Below are 21079 nucleotides of genomic sequence, written 5' to 3'. Positions count from 1 at the left end.
GGCGGCTGCTTAAGTGCGAGGATGTTTCGGCATGGTGGAGATGCCCAAGGCCCTCTTGGGGCAGAATTCTAGAAAGTTGGCGACAGCAACGGATGTTCTCGCTAAAATCATGCGATGCAACGCACATCCCCTAAGCTCTGGCAGCACGGCGCTGCGCAGTTGGCCCATTTAGTTGTCAGCCGAGAAGTCTCAGCCAGCGAGGTCATCGCTGCGCACATCGAACGGATCGAGGCAGTTAATCCGCAGCTGAATGCGATCGTTCAAACGTTCTTTGACGAAGCAATTGCCACTGCGAAACGACTCGACGACGACTCCCACTTGGCGGAAGGGGGGCTGTTGCGGGGCGTTCCCCTTTCGATCAAAGAATGTTTCCATGTCGTCGGCGGCAAGATGACGCTGGGGATGACATCGCCCCCGAAGATTGCTCCTTCCGACGGTCCCCTTATCGCGAAGTTGCGCCAAGCAGGTGGAGTCATTCTGGGGATCAGCAATATTCCTCAGCTGATGATCATTCACGAGACACGCAACCCGGCTTACGGAACCACGCAAAATCCTTGGAACCTGACACGCAGTGTTGGGGGAAGCAGTGGCGGAGAGGCAGCGATTCTGGCCGCAGGAGGCACAGCTCTTGGTCTGGGGAGCGACCTAGGCGGTAGTATTCGCCTGCCTGCTCACTTTTGTGGAGTTGCCGGGCTGAAACCGACTTCCCGGCGTCTTTCCCGAGGAGGAACGGCAGCTAACCTGCGAGGAATGTCGTGGCTTGAGTTCCAGCCAGGCCCTATGGCCCGACATGTCGCGGACTTGCGTTTGGCGATGAAAGTGCTTGCCCGCGATTGCTATTCCAGCAGTTGGAACGCGGCGGACGACCCATCGCTTGGGTTCGACGACTCCCAGCCGATCGATATCAGTAAACTGCGAGTGGGCGTTTATGCCGACGATGGTTTCTTCTCGCCTTGCCCTGCAGTACGTAGGGCCATTGCGGAGGGGGCAGAAGGGCTGCGGGCACGCGGGGCCACCCTTGTTGAGCTCGATCCGCCACCGACTTTGGCCTTGTTGAAATCGTACTTCGCGATTGCCAGTGCCGACGGAGGAAAGGACTTTCGCAGGCTACTGGAAGGGAGCCAGTTAGAACCGGAGGTTGGGCGTTTAGTTCGCTTGGCGGCAATGCCTCGCTGGCTGCGTCCGTTGGTATCGCAGCTGGCCTTATCGTCGTGGGGCAAGCATAAGATGGCAGCGATCTTCAAAGCTTCGGGGCCTCGCTCAGCGAGTTCATTGTGGGAAGTGACCTGGGAGGCGATCTGCCAAGTTAAGCAGGTGTTCGAAGATTGGGACAAAGCCAAAGTCGACGTGGTTCTTTGTCCTGCCCATGCGACCCCTGCACTGAAGCCCAACTGCGCGGTTGATATGCTTCCTGCAGCAAGCTATAGCGTGGTGATGAACTTGCTGGGGGTTCCGTGTGGGACCGTGCCAGCCACACGAGTTCGCTCAGACGAAGAAACCGACCGTGAAATCAAGTCGGATGCTGCGTACGCGTTGGCCCAGCAAATGGAATTTGGCAGCACCGGATTACCGATTGGCGTTCAGGTGGCGGGGCGTTTCTGGCGAGAGGATCAGGTCCTGGCTGTTCTGGAGGTGTTGGAAGAACATTACCGAACGCTGCCTGACTACCCCGATATCAACCAACTTCCTGCCCTCGGTCAGGCCGCATCGTGAGTTGGCTTTCTGCTTGGTTCCGTTGCTGGCGGAAGCCCCAAACGCTGGGGCAGCGGGGAGAAGCTTTTGCTGCTCACTATCTGAAAAAGCAGGGCTACACCATCGTCGCGCGACAAGATCGATCGCGGCTGGGAGAAATCGACCTAATCGCGGTGCAGGACCGGACGATTGTCTTTGTCGAGGTTAAGACCCGAACCGCAGAAGAGAAGGGCTCCCCGGACGAGGCAGTGAATCGTGACAAGCAGCAGCGACTTACCAGGGCCGCTTTGGGCTACATGCGCAAGCATGATCTACTAGGCAACTGCCAAGCCCGATTCGATGTTATTTCTTTGGTTTGGCCAGAAGGGGCAAAGCGGCCGGAAGTTCGCCATATTGAAAATGCCTTCGAACCGACCGGGCAATTTCAGATGTTTTCCTGATTGCTGTAACCTGTTGTAGTAGCTTTGTTTGCGGTGGATGGTGCCCCTTTTCTCAAAATCTTTTCCGTCAGCTCAAGTCGTGTGACCCAACGTGTCATCGCCCTAATCGATAGTACATGTGTCGCGGTTAGGAATGTCTTCCGCCGGGCTGCACACGACACGAATAAATCACTTTGCTGAGATATGGAGAAGTCGATCATGGCTTTGGGAACTGGCCTGCAAACGTGTGATTGGATCGAAGAAGCGACCGAATCGAAGACCGCTTTCGCCGAACTGAATCTGCTGGACGATTTGTTCGAGGGAGTCGATGCCCAGCCGCGTCCTTATCAACAGCGGATCGCGACCAAAGCGGTCAAGGCACTGTTGAATCACCACGCTGATCCATTTGATGAATTTGCCGGATCAAGTGCTTCGGTGTTGATCGAAAGCCCAACCGGCAGCGGCAAAACGGTCATGGGGCTGGCGATTGCCCAGTGGATGCAAAAACACTACGGGCTGTCGATCGGTTGGGTGGCAATGCGACGCAATCTGTTGAAGCAAGCCCAAGAAGAAAACATTGCTCGGGGCTTTGATGTGAAGCTCGAACTGATTTCGATGTTCGATAAAGATCCCCCGAAGGTCGACATGCTGATTGTCGACGAAGCCCAGCACGATGCCGCGATGAGCATGGCCAATTTGCACTGCAATATTCGCCCGCAGTATATCCTTGGCCTGACGGCGACTCCGTTTCGCTGCGACCGGGTAAAGCTTTGCTTCGATCATGTCATCCGCGATGCAGGCATTCACCAACTGATTCAAGACGGCTATCTCAGCCAGTACCATCATTACACCATTCCTGAATATACCCCGGGTGCCGTCGCTGAAACCTATGCGATGGATACCGAGCGATGGGGGAAGGCGATCGTCTTCTTCCATCGCCACGATCAATGTGTCGAATGCCAGGAGCAGCTCGCAGTACGTGGTATTCGCAGCGAGATTGTCACCGCCAAAAGTGACCGCGACCGGCAGTTAGCCGACTTTCTGGCCGGAAAGATTCAGGTGCTAATCAATATGAATATCCTCACCGAAGGATTTGATTGCCCCGACCTGAAAACGGTTTTCTGCCGCCCTTCGAGTAAGGCCTGCACCATTCAAATGTGTGGACGCGTCTTTCGACGCCATGCAGACATTCCTTTCAAACAAGTTGTCCAGTGCCAAGCAACTCCACACCCAATTTTGAAAACGGCCGCTGCAAACGAACAGTATGTGTGGTCGGGCGAGCAGTGGAACAGTTTGAAGATGAATCGACAGATCGAAGAGATCAGCCAACGCTCGCGTCGTCTGATAGCCGGAACTCAGGTGCAATTACCTAAGCTGGTCGCTGCCCTCAAGGAAACTCGTCCGATGTGGGAACAATCAAGAAGTCGCTTCTAAGCAAACCATGCAGCCGAACATTCTCCTCCCCCCATTTCTTTGCAGCTTGAACCGAATAGCCACTAAGTCTTGGAGTCTGAAAAATGCGATGGAATTTTGAATACGGATATGCCCGCGTCAGTGATTTTCGCGTCGAAGCCCAGCGCGATGACAAGTCAGGCCGCGTTGCCGTGACCGGCATTCAACTCAACGGCGAAACGATGCGACCAACCCGTCGATTCTGGAAATCGATGTTCATGCGGTTTGGATTTTCGGAGAGCGTGTTTCGTTACTTCGATCATGGTGAAGTCTTTCAGCGAATTTCGGAGAAGGCTCCCAACGATACGGTTCGTTTCTGCTTAGAACGAGGAGGGGCAAAGGGCACGCGTCTGCTTTCGGTTAGTAACCCAAAACGCCCTGTGATCACGCACGAAGAAGTACAAGGTCTGCTGGAACATTATGGTGGAAAGGATATTAAGTACACAGAAGGTGTGATCACCAGCACCCATCGCCCTCGAAGTGGCGATTGTGATTTTGAAATTGGTGGCGACAAATTCAAGCATCGCTTTGTGATGGAAACACCAATTGATGGTTTCAGTCAGCCGAAGATTTATCTTTCGTTTCTGCGAATGCTATGCAGCAACGGGGCGATCGGTTACAGCCGGGCTTTTCGTAGCGATATCAGCCTCGGCAAGGACATGGGGCACTGTATCTCGCGGGCGTTAGAAAGCTATGACAATGGAGAAGGGTACGCCGGACTCCGGCAGCGATTTGCCAGTTCGCAAACTTCGTGGGCTTCGCTGAACGAGTGCAACAAGCTGTATAAGCTGCTGTTTAAGTCAGATCGGGCAAAAGGGTTTAACCGACCGACCGTGCTGACCGACTTCCATCGCCTGACCGGGCAGATGAATCAGCTGTATGGACTTACGAACCTGGACGCACTGAGCGAGAAACGCCTTCGGGTGCTACCAGCCAAATGCCGCGTCTATGATCTGGTTAACTTCGCCAGCGAGATTGCCACCCATCACGCCGACGAAGCTTCTTCTCGCACACTGCAAGCCTATATCGGCAGTCTCATCTCCGACGAATACGATATGGAAGGAACTGCGGTCGATGCTCCTGAGTTCGCGGACTTCTTTGTATCGAAAGATGAGACGTCTTCGGTGCTGATGAATTAGGGTTCAAGATCGCATCCGTTGGCGGGGTTGGACTTTAATCCCTCACCCTTCAAGGGAGAGGGGACGAATATTTGGTGCCGATTCGCTCTCTAGTCGTACAAGCGGAATAGACGCTTAAGGGCGTCGAGTAAGCCGCCTGGGGCACCGCTTTCCATGTCGTCTCGCAGCGATTCGAGTGGCGGATGCAGAATCTTGTTCACCAAGCGATCGAACGAGCGTTCAATCTCGTTTTGCAGTTTGGGATCGAGATCGGATAGCTTGTTAAGTAAGCGGCGGAGTTCGTCTTGCTTTAACTCGTCGGCAGCTTGTTTTAAACGCTTGATGGTCGGACCGGTAGCACGATGGTGCAGGTCGGTCATGAAACGTAAAGTTTCTTTTTCGACGATCTTTTCCGCCTTGGGCCATTCCAGTTCGCGGGCCTTGCGGTTTTTCTCGCAGGCCTTTTGCAGGTCGTCGATCGAGAAAAGATACACACCAACGCAACTGCCAATTTTAGGATCGAAGTCGCGGGGAATCGCCAGGTCGAGAACAAAAAGGGTTCTTTGAAACCGCTTCGTTTCGACTTCTTGAAACTGATCGTAAGTGACGATCGGTTCGGACGCGCCGGTAGTGCTGATCACCACATCGGCGCGGACCAACTGGGGGACTAGTTCCGTCCATGGGTACGCTTTGGCGTCGAACTTGACGGCCAACTTTTCGGCCCGTTCGAGGTTACGATTCACAACGCTGAAATCGTGAACGCCTAAGTCTCGCAGATAGTTGAGGGTTTCTTCCCCCATTTCGCCAGCACCGATGATCAGCACCTTTTTGTCGTCGAAGCGATCGAAAATGCTGGAGGCAAATTCGCCGACGGCAACGCTGGGAATGCTGACGCGTTTTTGATGGATGTTCGTTTCGTTGTGAACCCGTTTAGCGACGTGGATGGCCGCTTGAAATACGCTGTGCGTGAGCGTACCGGCACAGTCCGCATCGGTCGCCATCTCGTAGGCTTGTTTTACTTGGGAAAGAATCTGGGCTTCACCGACCACCATACTGTCGAGACTGGCAGCCACGGTGAACAAGTGACGCACGACATCTTCGCCGGTTCGTTCCAGTACGTTGTCGAAGATCGCTTCAGATTCCAGCTGATGAAACTGGGCGAGAAAATCGACAATGTCATGATGGGTGGGAAAGCTGGTTGAATCGACGGAAGCGGTGTAAAGCTCGGTTCGGTTGCACGTGGATAGGATGACCGATTCCATATCGGGGAAGTTGTCCCGCAACATGAGCATGGCCCGTCGTGCTTGCTCTGGCGTGAATGCCAATCGCTCGCGGACTTCGACATTCGCGTTGTGGTGGCTACAGCCGATCATGTGGAGCTTCATCGGGCGACGCTCCTATCGGTGGTAGCAGGCTCGGAGTTTTCCGCCGCCGGTGTCCCTTCCACACTCGACGGCGTATTGCGAGCATGCTGAGAAGGGCCAAATAGGACCAACCCGAGCACAAAGGCCAAGAACGCAAAGTTCGCCAGGGTCAGGTAAGCAACTTTCTGGCCACGGCGGGCCGGACGGTATGCCAACTCGAAGATCATGGAGGCAACCAACCACAGAAACAGAATTGCCGAGCTCCAAATGACTGGATCAGTCCACGGAAAGCTGTTGTGGTTGATTTTTAGCAAGATCCCGGCAAACAAACCGCCTGCTAGAAGTCCTGTTGAAACGATGAGAGCCCGTCGATTGGTGATCTCCAGCCACTCCAAGCTCGGCAGCTTGAATCCTTCGTTGGAGAGCATCTTGTGCTTCAGACGGTATGACTGGATCAGATACATGATCCCGGTCACAAAGCCCAGCATCACGACGACGGTTCCGGCTAAGAGAGCCGTGCCATGGATGACTCCCCAGGTCTCGGTCGAGGTGGTCGTGGCAAACGGAGCAACGCGATCCAACAAATAGGCAACACCAACCAGCAACAGAACCAGCGGCAGCAAGAACAAGCCCAGCGATGTACCTGGTTGAGCAAACGCCGCAATGACATACAGAGAAACCAAAACCCAGGCCGCCATTAGGCACCATTGATGCCAAGAGGAGATCGGCCCCGATTCAATTAATCCCCGCTGTTCGCCAATCAGATAGAGGGTATGGGTAATCAGCCCAAGCACGGCAAAGCCGAGCGAGAATACGGCCCGCGTACGAGCTCTGACAAAGATCCGCGCAATCTCTAGCCCGAGCGTAACAAGGTAGCAGGCGGCAATTATAAACAGAGTAATCCCAGACAGCATGACCGTACTTATCAGGTCTTTTGTTGACGAAAAGGGCTCGTCTAATGATTTAGCGAATCGCTCGTGTCATCGTCACGGGCAAACAAACGAGCGATTGGCCTGTAATGGTTGGTAAAGTGAACTCTTCATTGTAGTTGCGAAGGCAAGCCCTGGGTAACTCCCCTTGATCGCGGCTTTAGGCAGAATCGGCTAAGTGAATCGCGGTTGGTACGGAACGATCGGGTAAAATCGCCTATTTTCACCCCACCGGCGACCCTGCTACGTAGGTCAGGCCGCTTTCATAGGGGGGCGAAACTTCTTATAGTAGTCGTTTACGTTCTGGATTCGGGGGTCTGCTATGCGCCCCACGCCTAGGCCGTATCGAACACAATCTAGCGCCCCACGTACATCGCCGACGTCTTCTTTCGAGTCGGTCACCCCCTACTTTCGCGTGGGTCCCTCGTTTTCGACCGCAGGATATTGAATGAAAACGCTAATTAAGAACGCTACGGTGATTTTGCCGGATGGCCCTCAGAAGACCTCCGTGCTGATCGATGGTGCTCAGATTGCCGATATCGATCCGGCCGAATCGGTGCAGGTGGACGAAACGGTCTACGCGTACGGAATGACGCTGATTCCTGGGGTAATCGATGCCCACGTCCATATGCGAGATCCAGGCCTAACCAGTAAAGAGGACCTTCGTTCTGGCAGCCGAGCGTGTGCCAAAGGGGGAATCACCACCTTTCTGGACATGCCCAATACCAACCCGGCGACCATTTCCCAAAAGTTGCTGGAAGAGAAGTTGACGCTGGCGGCTAACAAAAGCATCGTCAATTATGGGTTCTTCATGGGGGCTACCCTCACCAACATGGAAGAACTTAAAAATGCCAAGCGGACACCTGGCATTAAGATCTACATGGGTAGCAGCACCGGCGATATGGCCCTGACCGATCCCGGCTTGCTGGAAGCCATTTTTGCCGAAACGAAGCTGCCGATCGCCGTGCATGCCGAAGACGAGTCGATCATCGACAAGATGAAGTTGGAACTGGCTGGCACCCGCAACGTAGTCGACCACTCCCGGATTCGCAGTGTCGAAGCGGAAGTCGCCGCTGTGAAGCGAGCATGTGCTTTAGCCCGCGAATACAAGCATCGGCTTCATATCTGCCACGTAAGTGCTGGTGCCTCGGTCGAGGTGTTTGAGGATCATGCCGACGTGATCACGGCAGAAGTAACGCCGCATCACCTGTTTTTGAATATTGACAGCTACATGAACCTGGGCACGTTGGCTCAGATGAATCCTTCGCTCAAAACAGCGGAAGATAACGAAGCTTTGCTGCAGGCGTTGCTGGACGACAAAATTCAAATCGTCGCCACCGATCATGCCCCTCATGAATTTGAAGAGAAGTGTGGTCGTTACCCTGACACCCCTAGCGGTGTCCCTGGCGTTGATACGGCTCTTCCGTTGATGCTTGACCTAGTAGCGAAGGACAAGTGTACGATCGAAGACGTCGTGCATTGGATGTGTGAAGGTCCGGCCCTGATTTGGGACATCATGGAAAAAGGGCGGATTGAAGTTGGCTACGATGCCGACTTGGTCCTAGTCGACATGAACAAGACCCAGGTTATCCGCAGCCCTAATATGGAAACCAAGTGCCGCTGGACACCTTTCGAGGGCCGTGAGGTTACCGGATGGCCCGTACGCACGTGGGTTTGTGGTAAAGAAGTTTACCACGATGGCAAGTTCGACGAATCCCGCATGGGCGTCGAAGTCATGTTCGACCACAAGCGTGGCGGGTACTGGGAAGGGGTCGAGGATTAGTTTCTCGGTCTGTTTCCATGGCGAGCCAAAGGGTAACCATCTTCGCGATCGGCGGAAAATTGGCCGACGCGATTTGGAATAAAGCCGAGCGTTGGAGCAGCCAACGCTCATGTAGTGATCCTAGCGAATGGGCACCCGAGCAATGGCCAGCAAAAACTACGGCAGAGGTTAACGCTTTCGCTGTTTGTTTGCTAAATGCGGCATTTACTCCGCCGGTTCTTTATCGATCGCAGCATGTCGCTCTGTGGTCTCGCGGAGATCTCTTTCAGAACGCGATGGGGGCAACGCCGAACCTCCAACTTCTTACCGTGCAATACGAAGTGTACTTGTGGCGTGTCAGCGCCGAAGATTCGGTCCAGCGAAATGTAAATGATTCGGACGAATATCGTTGGCTAGAGCAACATCTGACCGAAGCACTCACCGCGTGGGCTGATTTTTCGCCAGGACGCGTGATTGTTCTGGTGCGCGAAATCTTGGGAGGGCTGTGGCAAGATCAGGATGTCGCGAATTCGCTAAATCAGATTCCAGCTTGGTGGAATGAATGCTAGAGGTACATCCCCAGAAAGCTCTCGCCAGATTCACTCTCGGCTTTAATTTTGGCGATTCGCTCTTCAGTCTTCTTCAGGTCGCCTGCTTGGATATAGTGGTTGAACTCGTAGGCAACGCTGCGTTGGACGGTTTCTTGGAACCAATGGACAATCGGTTCGGACAGCCAAGTGCAGGTTTCCTTGACCAGTTCCACTTGCAGATCGGTGCCCCGGGTGGTCATGTCTGACTCGTCGGTAATGACGGTTCCATGAAAACGGAACTGAATCATTCCGTCGACAGGATCGTTCAGCAAGTGATAGGTGCACATGGCGTTGTGCAAGTAATAGGTGTTGTGCGAACCATGTTTCTCCATGGCCGCTTTGACCCGTAAGCAATGTTGCTGAAACTTGGGGGAAGCGTCCAGCGGAATGTCCATCCGATCAATGGAACGCAGCGGAAGGCAATCGAACTGAATCTCAACCCAGCGAGACATTATGGGGCTCCTTCGGAGCGGTTTGAAGTTTTCCGTGTACCGTTTTCAGCGAAGAGGTAGAAAGAAATCAGCTGTCCTGCAATGCTGGGCTTGCTTCGTCTGCATACTGACGAAGCAGCCTCTTCTTGCTGAAAACTAATAGCTTCAAGCTGAAAACTAGCGACGTGGTTTATTCTACCACAGAAGTTTCTTTCGCCGCATCGGCTTTGGCAGGGGCTTCAAGCTTCCAGCTTGCGACAAACCAGCCAGGTGTAACGGATAGGGAAGAAATGCGGAGGGTGCCCGCTTTCTCCCATTGGCCTTCCAGCTTGATGCCCTCGCCGACGATCTCTTGCTTGAAGACCGCCTCGAACTTCTTACGGAGAAACGTTTTGGCAGTCAGATCCAAGGGGCCGAGACGTTCTTGGGTGGGGAAATCGACGATGACTTCACCTGTTCGCGTGAGCAGCGTGCCTGCTTCCCCTTTTTCGATCTTGTAATCAGCACTGATCGAAATGGTGCGATTGACCTCGGTATTGCCACGGGTAAACTGCCGACCACGGACACCGATCTTAACGGTGTCGTTATCGAAGATCACCTGAATCGGGCTCTTGTAGTCAAAGGTAATCGACCACGGATCGGAATCGGGGGTGATCTTCAGTTCTTCGGGGATTTCGGCATCGCGTTGCTTGAGAATATCGATCAGCTTCTCATCGGTGAGGACAACGCCAGCCAGGAACGTTTCGCCGTAGTTGTTGATAATCGATTCGTGCAACTTGAGCGTCAAATCGGCATCTTGCGCATCCGAATCAGGAGCAGGGCCAGGAGCTGCTAACTGCGACTGGCTCGTATGCATGACTTCTAAGTTCAGCTTGTCTTTGGTCGTCGAGAACTTGAGCGTATCAGGGAACTCGTCTCGACCATTCAACGGACGGAACAGCTTTTCATGCAGACGCGTATTGGCATCGGCAATCAGGTCTATCGACTCGTCATTGAATCGCTGTTCGATTTTTAATTCGGTGCGATCGGAAGCAATCGCTTCGGCCTGGTGCTTTTGTTGATAGGCACGTTTGGTCGCGATTTTTTGGATCAGCTTCAGCTTCGCACAAATCGCGTTGAAGGTCGTCGAAGTCGTCGCGTTGGCGGTGGTTGGCTTACCCAGCAGACCCTCTTTGGTGAACTCCAAGATTTTACTGGCCGAGATCGTGCTGAATCCGGTGGAATAGATTGTAGCCGGCCCATTTACACCGACATTGTTTGAGGTCACCTCGCCAGTCAGCGAGAGTTCGATGATCGCACTGGTTTTGCTCGGCAGGAGATTCACGTCGACTTCACCCACCATGTGGGCGGTTCCTCGGACGTTCGTGCCCAAGATCACTTCATGAACCGGAGAGGTTTGATCTACCTTGCGACGAATGCCTGCCGCGATGAATTCACGGGAAACCGAAGCATAAAGATTGGGGGAATTAAATTCTTGGCGAAGCTTGGTAACGAGATCGGGAACTTGGTTGCCCTGTTCGAGCCAGCCCAGGATCGCCCCGATGATCTTGCTGTCGGCATCGGCCGAGGTCTGAGAGTAACGTTTGACGGCCTCTTCCAGGGTTTTTAGCTGGATGTCAAACTGCTTGGAGTACTGATCAACTTGAGCGAAATAGGCCAAGTTGATGTAGTGTCGTAATGCTTGCCGTGCCTCGACCAGCTGCTTTTTATCTAGGCCTGCGTAAGAGCCACGGTACTTCAAATAGATTTCTTCGAGAGTCCGCAAATCAGGCTGTTCAGCCGTAAGCTGGGTTTGTAGGTCGTTCCAACGCAGGTATTCCTGCCAAGCATGCTTGTTTTCGGTACTTCCGTTGGAAAGCAGGCTTTCCAGCTTGGCTAGTTTGCCCTCGAGCTTCTTCTTGGCCGCAGCAACATCGGCACCGGTTACCGGCTGGAAGCCTGATTTTGCTTCTGCGACGATTGCCGAGAGGTCTGGCTCTGCAGGGGGGGCTTGAGCTGAAGTGAGCCCAGGAAGGACTAGTAGCCCAGTAAGACATGCCAGAAGCGAGTGCACCGCAGCACGCCGTGGATTCCAGTTCATGATGTTCCTCATCCGTGGTGGAGGGGCAGTTTACGGTCTGTGAGGGATTGGGCAGTACACAAGATATACCGTCTAGGCGATCTCGTGAAGCTTTCATTGCCGCCATTCCTGGGAAAAGACACCCAAAACCCGAACAATTCCGAGATAGTTCCCCTTGTTTATATCTCGCATTTTAACTGTTTTGTTCGCCGGGCAAAGATACGAGGAAATTCAAGGAGAACTGCCACCTTGTCACTATTAGTAGATTGACTGATACATCCGCCAGTTTTAGGCTTACGTAATTGAATTAACCGGTATAGTTCGTTTTGTTGGTATAAGTGCCGCAAACGATGCTTGCCATTCCCCTTCCTGGAAACCGTCTATAGGGCCCATGATCATCTCCTTTCGCAGTCTTTGCTTATTTGCCAACCTCATGTTGCTCATGGGATGGGCAAGCATTGCTAATGCAGAAAATTCGGAGCTTACGTGGCACGATAATTACTCGAGTGCCGTGAAGGCCGCAACCGCCGACAAGAAGATGTTGGTGATCTATTTCTACGACGAGTCAGAAGCTGCGTCTCGCTTTGAAAACGAGGTGTTGACCGATCGTAACGTTCAAGAGTTGTTGGGCAATTACACCTTGGCCAAGCTTTCGGTGGATGCCAATGTCACCATCGAAGAGAAGCCAACGCGGATTTTGAACCATGCGGCTTTTGGTTACATGTACGGCGCCGCTGGTATTGCGATTGTTGATTACACCAACAATACGCCTGCCGATTTTGGTCAGGTGGTTAGTCAGTTCAACTTGCGTGGTCCACAGGGACGGACGGTTGAGCAGATGCAAGTTATCTTGACGCTTCCGCCAGGTTCGTTAACACAGCGAACATTGATCTATGCCGTGCGAATGCACCCAGAGAAACCCAAGAGCACCAAGGGGGTCTTCCGCCGCTTGCTCGCTTTGGAAACGTTTCGCCACAGCCGTAATCAGGCCAGCATGCAGTTGCAAGGACATCATCAATGGGAATCTCGTTTCCATCAGATCAAAGCGCAGCTTCCTGGCAACTTGTTGCCAACGGAAGTTTGTGCGGAAAGCTGGCCAGGTCAACGCCTGGAAGATGCTGCGATTGAGTGTGTTCGCAGTTGGCGTCACTCGTCAGGGCATTGGTCGGCTGTCAGTGCCGACAACGTCTACTACGGCTACGATATGAAGCGAGGCCGCAATGGTGTGTGGTATGCCACCGGCATTTTCGCTCGTAACCGCTAAACGCTGGGGCCTTGCCCTAAAATTCTGAAATATTGACGCGACCCGTGCGATTTATCCAACCGCACGGGTCGCGTTGCTTTTTTCCAACATCCCACGTTGAAAAAACACCGCATGTTGCCTAACCGCGTGCTAACTTTGCATGGCTTGTCATTCTGGGCAAGCTATGACATGGAAACTACGCCCGAGGTACGGAATCAGCCATGTGGTGGTCAGCAAGCACGAAGCGATTATTGCTCCTTACGACGCTAGGATTTGCGTTCGTCGGATCAGGCTGCGCTCCGTTGCGTGTGCCACGAATCGATCCAACGGGACGACATATTTTTGCCCGCGATGCGGAACCAGTGGAATGCAGCATCGGCTGTTTCAATCAACAGCCTGCTTTCCAGCAGCCTGCCCCGCTTTCGCCTTGCCCGGCTCCTGGGGTGACGCCGCTAACTCCGCTTCCTGAGGCTCCGAAAGACGTTGCCGATCCCCAAGCTTTACAGCTTTCGCCCTCGCGAGTAGTGGCCCCGGTCGGGACGGAAGTGGTTCTCGTTGCGGGCTTAAATCGCAAGCGGCATCTGCATGAATCAGGACGTCCGGTGAACTGGATTCTGTCTCGTGAAAGTGTGGGTTATATCACCGAAGTCGGGAGAGACTACAACTACTTCGATCTAGTTTCGAGTCGAAATTACGGCGTCCAAGGCCCAGACTATGCCACCAGCAGCACTCTGATGTGCGATAAAACCATCGATCGTGGAACCGATCTGCCTGGCGATGACGTGCGCGTGCTGCGCGGCCAAACATGGATGGCCGTGAGTTCCGCTTCGCCAGGGGTTAGCCGTATTACTGCGTTGGCGCCGACCTTTGAAAATTGGCCTGCCCGGCAACAAACGGCTACGATCTACTGGGTCGATGCGCAGTGGCAATTCCCGGCCCCCATGGTCGTGCCGGCTGGAGATAAAGCCGTGCTGTCCACAACTGTTTTACGACAAACCAACCGTCAGCCGGTGGCTGACTGGGAGGTTCAATACGAAATCTTAGATGGTCCGCCGGCTGCGTTCCTGGTGAATGGACGTCCCGCCGAGCAAGGGGCAGGCATCAAAACGCGGACCGATTCCAATGGGTTCGCCACGGTCGAACTCGTGCCCCTTACTAGTAATCAATCAGGCACTTCCCAGGTTCGCGTAACCATCATTCAGCCGAATCTCGATCCACAAAGCAATGCTGAAAACTTAACGCTAGGTTCTGGAGTTACTACCGTCACATGGAGTGCCCCTCAGCTTGCTCTTAAAATGACAGGCCCACAGGTTGCCGAGTACGGAGCCCAGGCCGTTTACAATATCAACGTGCAAAACGGCGGCGATGTGGCGGCACGGGGAACGGAAGTCAGTTGCATCCTGCCTGGCGGTTTAGCTTATGAAAGTAGCGTCCCGGCTGCCCAGCAAATCGGGAATCAGTTGGTGTGGTCCATTGGCGAACTTGAGGCCCGTGGTTTCCGTCAGATATCGGTGACGACACGCGTTCAGCAATCAGGCGTTCTCCGCAATTGTGCCTTAGCGACGGCTGAAGCAGGGCTGCGAAGTGAAGATTGTGTTGAAACCCAAATCAACGTCGACGCGATTCAGCTTTCCATGCAAGGCCCGGAAGCCGTGATCGTGGGTCAACCGGTAATTTATAACATCGCAATTCGCAACACCGGCGATCGTCCGTTGGTGGGTTTACGGCTTGAAGATGTCTTCGATAACGGTCTCAGCCACCCCCTAGGTGTTGATGGTCGAATCGTGAACGATCAGCTAGGAAGCTTGGCCATTGGCGAAGAGAAGACACTGCAACTCGAACTGCAAACGAAAGTGCCTGGTCGTTTCCATCACACACTGACGGTGGCTGCTGATGGTGTTGCCGGAAAATCGAAGACGGCCTGGGTAACGGTCAATCCTCCGCCACCGGAACCAACGTTTACGCTGGAACTTCGCTCAATTGAGCGAGAAGTGGTTGGGCAAAGAGTATTGTTCCGGGCGAGACTGTACAACAACGGGCCTTCACCGTTAAGCAATGTACGCGTTGTCGAGTCGGTCGATCCTGAGTTCCAGGTACTGCAGGCCACAAGTCCTGCCGTAAGGGAAGGTAACCGTATCATCTGGACGTTTCCCCGAATTCTGCCAAACCAAGAAGCGGTTTTGGAGCTTGAATGCGTGGCCGAACGTCCGGTGCAGCGTGCCTGTAACATCGTTGAAGCCACGTGCGACGAAGGAATCTCTCGACGAGCGGAAACGTGTGTCGAAATTGTAGCCGGGGCGACACCCCCTCCGGAGCCTCCACCCACGGTTGGCCAGGGCAATCTCGGTGGTCAGCAAGTTACCGGCGACCTAGAAGTCTCGCTGAATGACCTAAACGATGTGGTGCCGGTTGGCACGAAGGTGAAATACGTTCTGACGATTCGCAATGGTCGAAACATCGCGGACGAGAACGTCCAGGTCACACTACGACTTTCCGAAGGGATGAACCTGACCGACTTATCTGGGCCGGTTACTCAACAGCCGCGTCTCTCGAACGATCGTCTCACGGTTCAAGTGCAACCTATTCAGTACGTGAAACCTGGAGAAACGCTGCGGTTCAATCTTGAAGTGCAAATGTCATCAGCGGGCAAAAAGGTGATCCGAGCCGACGTGCAAAGTAGCCAGTCGCCCCAAGGTGTTTCAGGCCAAGCTGACACGACGGTATACTAACGACATGCCTCGTTTTGTAATTTTGCACCATCAAACGCCTTCTCACGCTGCCAAGCCTGATCACTACGATTTGATGCTGGAAGATGGGGAAGTGTTGAAGACCTTCACGCTGTGGCAGTTACCTGATCTTAGTGGTCCGGTAGCTGCTTTGGCCGACTTCGACCACCGCCGCGAATACCTCGAATACGAAGGGCCGGTCTCAAACGATCGAGGCCATGTTACTCAGGCCGATGCCGGAACGTTTGCCTGGATTTTAAGAGAAGCTAACCGAATCGAGGTGCAACTTGCTGGCCTGCGTTGGCAAGGTGTGCTTTCGCTGGAACTTCAGGACGATTCGACGGGCAAGACAGGCTCGGCTTCAACAACTTCCTCTTGAGTTTCTAGAACTGCTTCTTTTTGCTTTTCGGCTTCCGTCTTCAGGGTTTGGCCAGAGAGCAGAATCTCGCCATCTTTAAGTTCTAGTGCGTCGATTCGAATCACCCCTTCAATCTCAGACCCTTCGCTCGGAATGGTAATCAAGGCAACTGGGTCGCCATCGCGTTGTTGCCAGCGGAGTGGGAGATTGGCCTTTTCGGCGTAAGTATTGATCTCGTCAACCAGCTTGCCGATCGGAATTGGTAACGAGCCTGCGGTGACGTTGTGCAACTGAATTCCAACCACATTCGGCTGGCCTTCCACCAGGAAGCAGTCGAGCGAGACTGCCAAAATCGAATTGAGCGACTGGCCTTTGTATTTGCAACCAACCAAAAGCGTTTTGCCCCGCACGGCAACGCGAGGTTCTTCAATGGTCTCTGGTAGCAGACTGGGGAACTTCTCTTTCAAGTCAGAGGCCAGCCAGCCGTTAATTTGGCGATCGGTTAAATGCAACGACCAGCGACGCGGCTTTTTAACTTGGTTCGAGAACGCAAAAACCTGTTCTTCTAGGATCTCGCCTGTTTCGCTGGCCTCAGCAGGCTCGAATTCAAGGGCTGCTGTGTAGAACTCAGGGACTTGCTGAGTGGCGTTGTAAACAGTCCCTGTGATCGCCGCAATAAGTGCGACGACCAGAGAGAACACAACGATAAACGTCTTTTTACGCGCCACCGAAGACCTGACCGTGAGGGAAAACACCTCGCCCCTAAACTTATACGTCTGGAGGAATCGTAGGAGTTTGCAGGCCGGACGTCAATTTGAATCGGGACCGCTAGCAGGATTAATCCTATTTCCCAGTAAACCGAAGCAGGGCATATTTCTTTTTGCCACTACGAAGAACCATCACGGTTTCGCTAGCCAGCTGCTCTGCTCCTAGTGATGTTTCTGTATCGTCAACGCGGCGATTGTTGACGTAGGCTCCGCCTTGCGAGATAACCCGTCGGGCTTCCCCTTTGCTCTTGCAGAGGCCTGCTTCGACTAAGGCGTCGATCACATTTAACCCGCCATCACCAATGAGGCGATCGCGGTTAAGTTCTTGGCTGGGAACGTCTGCGAAGATCTCTAACAGCTGACTATCGTTCAGGTTATCGATTTCTCCACCAAAGAAAATCTGTGTGGCTCGCTCGGCGCTGGTCAAGCCTTCTGGGCCGTGAACCAATTCCGTCAACGATTCCGCTAACCGCTTTTGGCTTTGGCGTTTGTGCGGTTCTTCCTCGCGGGATTTATCGAGCGATTCGACTTCTTCCTGCTCGAGTTCTGTTAAGAAACGCAAGCATTTTCCGGCATCTTCGTCGGCAACGTTAATCCAATACTGATAGAACGCGTAAGGGCTGGTGCGGTCTGCGGAAAGCCAGACGGCACCCGATTCAGTTTTGCCCATCTTCGTGCCGTCGCTTTTGGTTAGCAGCGGGCAAGTCATGCCGAATAGCTGAGCCGAACGCATCCGCCGCCCTAGATCGATCCCAGCGGTGATGTTGCCCCACTGATCGCTACCGCCAATTTGAAGCTGACAGCCATGTTTATCGAACAAATGGACGAAATCGTAAGCTTGCAGCAGCATGTAGCTGAACTCGGTGTAGCTCAGCCCGGCATCGTCGCGTTCTAAACGGCCTTTGACCGAGTCTTTGGCCATCATCACGTTGACCGGGAAGTTCTTGCCAATGTCGCGCAGGAAGTCGAGGTAGCTGAAACTTTGCATCCAGTCGAAATTGTTGACCAGAACGGCGCCACTGCCTGCTTCGTCGAAGTCGAGGAAGTTTCGCATCTGCACTTTGATGGCGTCGACATTGGCGCGAAGTTGATCGACCGACAGCAAGTTTCGCTCGGCACTTTTACCGCTGGGGTCGCCAATCATCCCAGTGGCACCACCCACCAGGGCAATCGGTTTGTGCCCGGCTGCTTGAAAACGCCGCAACAGCATAAGCGGCAACATGTGGCCGACGTGCAGACTTTCGGCCGTAGGGTCGAACCCGGCATAGACGGTACGCGACTTTTCGTTCAGCCAAGAGGCGAACTTGTCGTCGCCGGTGGTTTGGTTGATTAGGCCCCGCCAAGACAGTTCTGCGTAAATATCTTTCATCAGCCGAGAATCGCCGCCGTTCGAGGAATAATTAAGAGTGAAACGGGCATTCTAAGAAAAAATGCCCCAGGTCACTACGGGACGACACGAAAGCTGCGAGCCTGGTTCAAACTTCCGGAGAAAGAAGCTTCTGAGCCACTTCGAGGTCTTCTTTCGTGGTGATCTTGAGATTTCGCAAAGCTCCCTTCACCAGTTGAATGGGGTGCCCTAAACGTTCAACCAAGCTGGCATCATCCGTGGCAGGCTCGTGGCGGAACTTTTCGTAAGCCTCCAGAATGAGCGCGCGACGAAAAACCTGGGGGGTTTGGGCCTCCCAGATTCCCTCACGAGGAACGGTCGCTTGAATGGTCCCATCGGCGGCACTTCGTTTCAGCGTGCCAGGAACCGGCAAGGCCAAGATGGCAGCACCACTTGCCGCCGCCGTACTAAAGACTTCGTCGATCATTGCATCGTCGATTCCTGGCCGAGCCGCATCGTGAATCGCAATGAAGTCGCCTGGGTTGGTTAACGCATCAATCCCATTGGCAATCGAATCGGTCCGTGTTTCGCCCCCTAAGACGAAGCGAATGTTATTTTCCTGGCAAACCTCGGCAAACTGCTCGCGGAAATACGGCTCGTCATCAGCTGAAATAACGACTACCACTTCGTTCACATCGGGTCGCGCTGCGAAACGTTTGGCACTGTGCAGCCAGATGGGCTGGCCGAGTAGCGAAACAAAAACTTTCTTCAGTTCGCCTCCGCCGAAACGCGTGCTGCGTCCGGCGGCAGGCAAGATAACACTGAAATGAATCAATGCGGCAGTCCTTCTCGCTGGGTAAGTAACGTGGAGTTACTTATCATACCGCATCATGATTTCATCGGGAGGCACACCGACCCCGGGGAAATTCCCCTCAGCGACCATCGCCCCCACTTCGGTCACACGGCGGAAGTAGCGATCACTGGGGCGCGTCAACAGAATGCCACGTTTCAGATCGCGACAGGCGATATCCGCAGCCGCTCGGACGGTTTCGTTATCTTGCTTCGCAGCGTACAAAGCCGTGCAGAGGATAGTCATTAGGTCTTGCACGTTCTGCGAGAGGTACGACATCCGACATTGGCGGTCTGCCAATTTCAGTTGATGCTTGCGCATTGTGCCAGAGATTTTCAGTGGCATGTCTTGCAGATGATCGGCTGCCCATTGGGCATGCGCTTTGAGATCGTCTGGCATTTGCGGCAACTTGGGACGAGGTTTGCCCCCCATGTATTCCTTCATCATCCAACCAGCATACGGACCCAATGCCCCTTTGAGGGCCCAGGCATGGGCTGGGTTGAATGGATTCGGCTTCTTGATTCCTGCCGCATGCAGGGCTTTGCCGATGGGCTCGAAGAACTGCGTGCCATGTTTCTTCACCAGCGATTTGAAGAACGCCATGCCGAGCATTTCTCCTTCTCCTTCGTAAATACAAGGAGCGAGATACTCGTGCACGTTATCGCCGAACATGTGCCCATGCAGGAACGAGCGGCCACCGTGGGTCTTCATGAACAGTTCAATCGCGGCGGTCTTTTGCGATTCGCTCCCAAAGATCTTCGCAATAATACATTCCATTTCGCCACGATATCCGGCGTCGATTAAGGTCGAACACCAGGCAACCAGGGCGTCGGCAGCGACAATCATTCCGGCCATTTTGCCGAGGCGACGCTGCACCAGTTCGCGTTTGGAAATGGGTTCGCCATAGGTCTCGCGGAAGTGAACCCAAGGGATCATGCTGGCCATCATCAGCCGCATCGTTCCTGCGGCGTTGGCACAAAGTGCGATTCGGCCTAGGTTCAAGCCATGGTAGGCAATCGTCAGGCCGGTTCCCTTGCCAGGATTCAAAAGGTTTTCTTTCGGCACCCGCAAGTTATTGAAGATGATGCCCTGGTTGTAGGTGTGTTTCAGGGCCCAAATGCCATACTTGCGGAGCTGAAAGTTCTCGTTTTCTTCCGGTGGTAAATCGACCACCAGCACGGCAGGCACTTCGTCGATCAGGCAGACCACACCAATCGTGCGGCCAGGCACAACGTTGGTGATAAACAATTTTTCACCGTTAAGCACATAGTGATCGCCATCGAGCTTGGCGGTCGTTCGGAGGGCGGTCAGGTCGGAACCTGCACACGGTTCAGTCAGCGCGAACGCGGAGAGGCGTTCTCCACTGGCAAGCTTTGGTAGATAGCGTTGTTTCTGTTCTTCGTTGCCGAACGTACTAACCGGATCGACGGCACCGATACAGCCATGCACCGAGGCCAGCCCAGCCAGTGTTGGGTCGACCATTGCCATTTCCGTTAAGAACGGGGCGAACGACCGAAACGGGGTACTACTGCCGCCGTACTTCTTATCGACCAAGAGACCCCAATAACCAGCTTCGCCCAAGCCGTTTAAAACCTCGTCGCGGATCTTGCCTTTGTCGTCAGTAACGGCGTTATTCTTTTTGAAGCCGCGAACCACTTCCAGGCTATCGTCCATCACCTGGCGAATTTCGGTAGGCGTATTAAGTGGCGTCGATTCGAATAATTCGACCGGAATACCACGATCCCACACCGCGCGATGCGCTGGGCTATTGGCCGTTTGGTATTGCGGCTGGAACAACTTCTCGACTTGGTCGTCCGCCGTATCGATTGCCCCTGTGCGGCGAGCTTCGTCGGCACTTTTGCCACCCAAGGTAAGTGCGGTTTCGGCGAAAGAGGTTTCCTGCGGCTCCGGCTTCGTTTCCGGAGGCATTTGATTCGACGTGTCACTACTCATCGTTGCTGCTCCTGCCAGGGGTGAATGGTTCGCGTAATG

Annotated in this window: 17 protein-coding genes; 9 read left to right on the top strand and 8 right to left on the bottom strand. The window is 53.8% G+C overall.

Annotation, left to right across the window (positions count from 1 at the left end):
• The first annotated feature begins 114 nt into the window (after positions 1 to 114).
• The 4 genes from DTL42_RS16570 (at position 115) to DTL42_RS16555 (ending at position 4702) form a co-directional block, all read left to right on the top strand.
• Positions 115 to 1713 carry an amidase gene (locus tag DTL42_RS16570; protein ID WP_114369954.1) on the top strand — a complete coding sequence of 533 codons (1599 nt, stop codon included), beginning with the start codon at positions 115 to 117 and terminating at the stop codon, positions 1711 to 1713.
• On the top strand, positions 1710 to 2132 hold the full coding sequence (locus tag DTL42_RS16565) for a YraN family protein (protein ID WP_114369952.1): 423 nt from the start codon (positions 1710 to 1712) through the stop codon (positions 2130 to 2132). Before DTL42_RS16570 ends, DTL42_RS16565 begins: the two co-directional genes overlap by 4 nt.
• A 198-nt stretch (positions 2133 to 2330) precedes the next feature.
• A complete protein-coding gene (locus tag DTL42_RS16560) occupies positions 2331 to 3545 on the top strand; it encodes a DEAD/DEAH box helicase (RefSeq protein WP_114370056.1) in 1215 nt (404 codons plus the stop codon).
• A gap of 83 nt (positions 3546 to 3628) precedes the next feature.
• Positions 3629 to 4702, top strand: coding sequence for a DUF932 domain-containing protein (locus DTL42_RS16555; protein WP_114369950.1), 1074 nt, complete (start codon positions 3629 to 3631; stop codon positions 4700 to 4702).
• Positions 4703 to 4791: 89 nt separating this feature from the next.
• Here the strand turns inward: DTL42_RS16555 and hemA are convergent, their stop codons facing one another.
• Both hemA and DTL42_RS16545 read right to left on the bottom strand, forming a co-directional pair.
• Positions 4792 to 6066 carry a glutamyl-tRNA reductase gene (hemA, locus tag DTL42_RS16550; RefSeq protein WP_114369948.1) on the bottom strand — a complete coding sequence of 425 codons (1275 nt, stop codon included), beginning with the start codon at positions 6064 to 6066 and terminating at the stop codon, positions 4792 to 4794.
• Positions 6063 to 6959, bottom strand: coding sequence for an RAP domain-containing protein (locus DTL42_RS16545; protein ID WP_114369946.1), 897 nt, complete (start codon positions 6957 to 6959; stop codon positions 6063 to 6065). Before DTL42_RS16545 ends, hemA begins: the two co-directional genes overlap by 4 nt.
• 463 nt (positions 6960 to 7422) lie before the next feature.
• On the opposite strand from DTL42_RS16545, the gene DTL42_RS16540 reads away from it, so the two are divergent.
• Together DTL42_RS16540 and DTL42_RS16535 are read left to right on the top strand one after the other, a co-directional pair.
• Positions 7423 to 8757, top strand: coding sequence for a dihydroorotase (locus DTL42_RS16540; RefSeq protein ID WP_114369944.1), 1335 nt, complete (start codon positions 7423 to 7425; stop codon positions 8755 to 8757).
• 17 nt (positions 8758 to 8774) lie between these two features.
• Complete coding sequence (locus tag DTL42_RS16535) at positions 8775 to 9305, top strand: hypothetical protein (protein ID WP_114369942.1); 531 nt, start codon at positions 8775 to 8777, stop codon at positions 9303 to 9305.
• Here the strand turns inward: DTL42_RS16535 and DTL42_RS16530 are convergent.
• Positions 9302 to 9778: a hypothetical protein gene (locus DTL42_RS16530; protein ID WP_338065628.1), complete on the bottom strand. Its 477-nt coding sequence runs from the start codon at positions 9776 to 9778 to the stop codon at positions 9302 to 9304. The genes DTL42_RS16535 and DTL42_RS16530 overlap by 4 nt on opposite strands.
• 169 nt (positions 9779 to 9947) lie before the next feature.
• Positions 9948 to 11837: a hypothetical protein gene (locus DTL42_RS16525; RefSeq protein ID WP_114369937.1), complete on the bottom strand. Its 1890-nt coding sequence runs from the start codon at positions 11835 to 11837 to the stop codon at positions 9948 to 9950.
• A 490-nt stretch (positions 11838 to 12327) separates the two neighbouring features.
• On the opposite strand from DTL42_RS16525, the gene DTL42_RS16520 reads away from it, so the two are divergent.
• The 3 genes from DTL42_RS16520 (at position 12328) to DTL42_RS16510 (ending at position 16164) form a co-directional block, all read left to right on the top strand.
• Entirely contained in the window at positions 12328 to 13080 is a 753-nt protein-coding gene (locus DTL42_RS16520; RefSeq protein WP_147274309.1) for a hypothetical protein, read from the top strand.
• A 200-nt stretch (positions 13081 to 13280) separates the two neighbouring features.
• On the top strand, positions 13281 to 15788 hold the full coding sequence (locus tag DTL42_RS16515) for a DUF11 domain-containing protein (RefSeq protein WP_114369933.1): 2508 nt from the start codon (positions 13281 to 13283) through the stop codon (positions 15786 to 15788).
• A gap of 4 nt (positions 15789 to 15792) precedes the next feature.
• The gene (locus DTL42_RS16510; protein WP_114369931.1) at positions 15793 to 16164 is read left to right on the top strand and encodes a DNA polymerase ligase N-terminal domain-containing protein; all 372 of its coding nucleotides are present in this window, start codon (positions 15793 to 15795) and stop codon (positions 16162 to 16164) included.
• Here DTL42_RS16510 and DTL42_RS16505 read toward each other — a convergent pair.
• From DTL42_RS16505 to DTL42_RS16490, 4 genes are all read right to left on the bottom strand, one after another.
• Positions 16113 to 16871, bottom strand: a complete 759-nt coding sequence (locus DTL42_RS16505) for a hypothetical protein (RefSeq protein ID WP_114369929.1) — start codon at positions 16869 to 16871, stop codon at positions 16113 to 16115. The genes DTL42_RS16510 and DTL42_RS16505 overlap by 52 nt on opposite strands.
• Before the next feature lie 115 nt (positions 16872 to 16986).
• Positions 16987 to 18279 (bottom strand): tyrosine--tRNA ligase, encoded by a 1293-nt coding sequence (tyrS, locus tag DTL42_RS16500; protein WP_114369927.1) that lies wholly within the window; start codon positions 18277 to 18279, stop codon positions 16987 to 16989.
• Between the two features lie 106 nt (positions 18280 to 18385).
• Positions 18386 to 19072, bottom strand: coding sequence for a 2-C-methyl-D-erythritol 4-phosphate cytidylyltransferase (gene ispD, locus DTL42_RS16495; RefSeq protein ID WP_114369925.1), 687 nt, complete (start codon positions 19070 to 19072; stop codon positions 18386 to 18388).
• A 36-nt stretch (positions 19073 to 19108) separates the two neighbouring features.
• Positions 19109 to 21040, bottom strand: a complete 1932-nt coding sequence (locus DTL42_RS16490; RefSeq protein WP_234824236.1) for an acyl-CoA dehydrogenase family protein — start codon at positions 21038 to 21040, stop codon at positions 19109 to 19111.
• Between the last annotated feature and the right edge of the window lie 39 nt (positions 21041 to 21079).

It is taken from the genome of Bremerella cremea (assembly GCF_003335505.1).
Lineage (GTDB): Bacteria > Planctomycetota > Planctomycetia > Pirellulales > Pirellulaceae > Bremerella > Bremerella cremea_A.
Note: the sequence above shows the minus strand (reverse complement) of the source record. Positions and strands in the feature narration are given on the sequence as shown.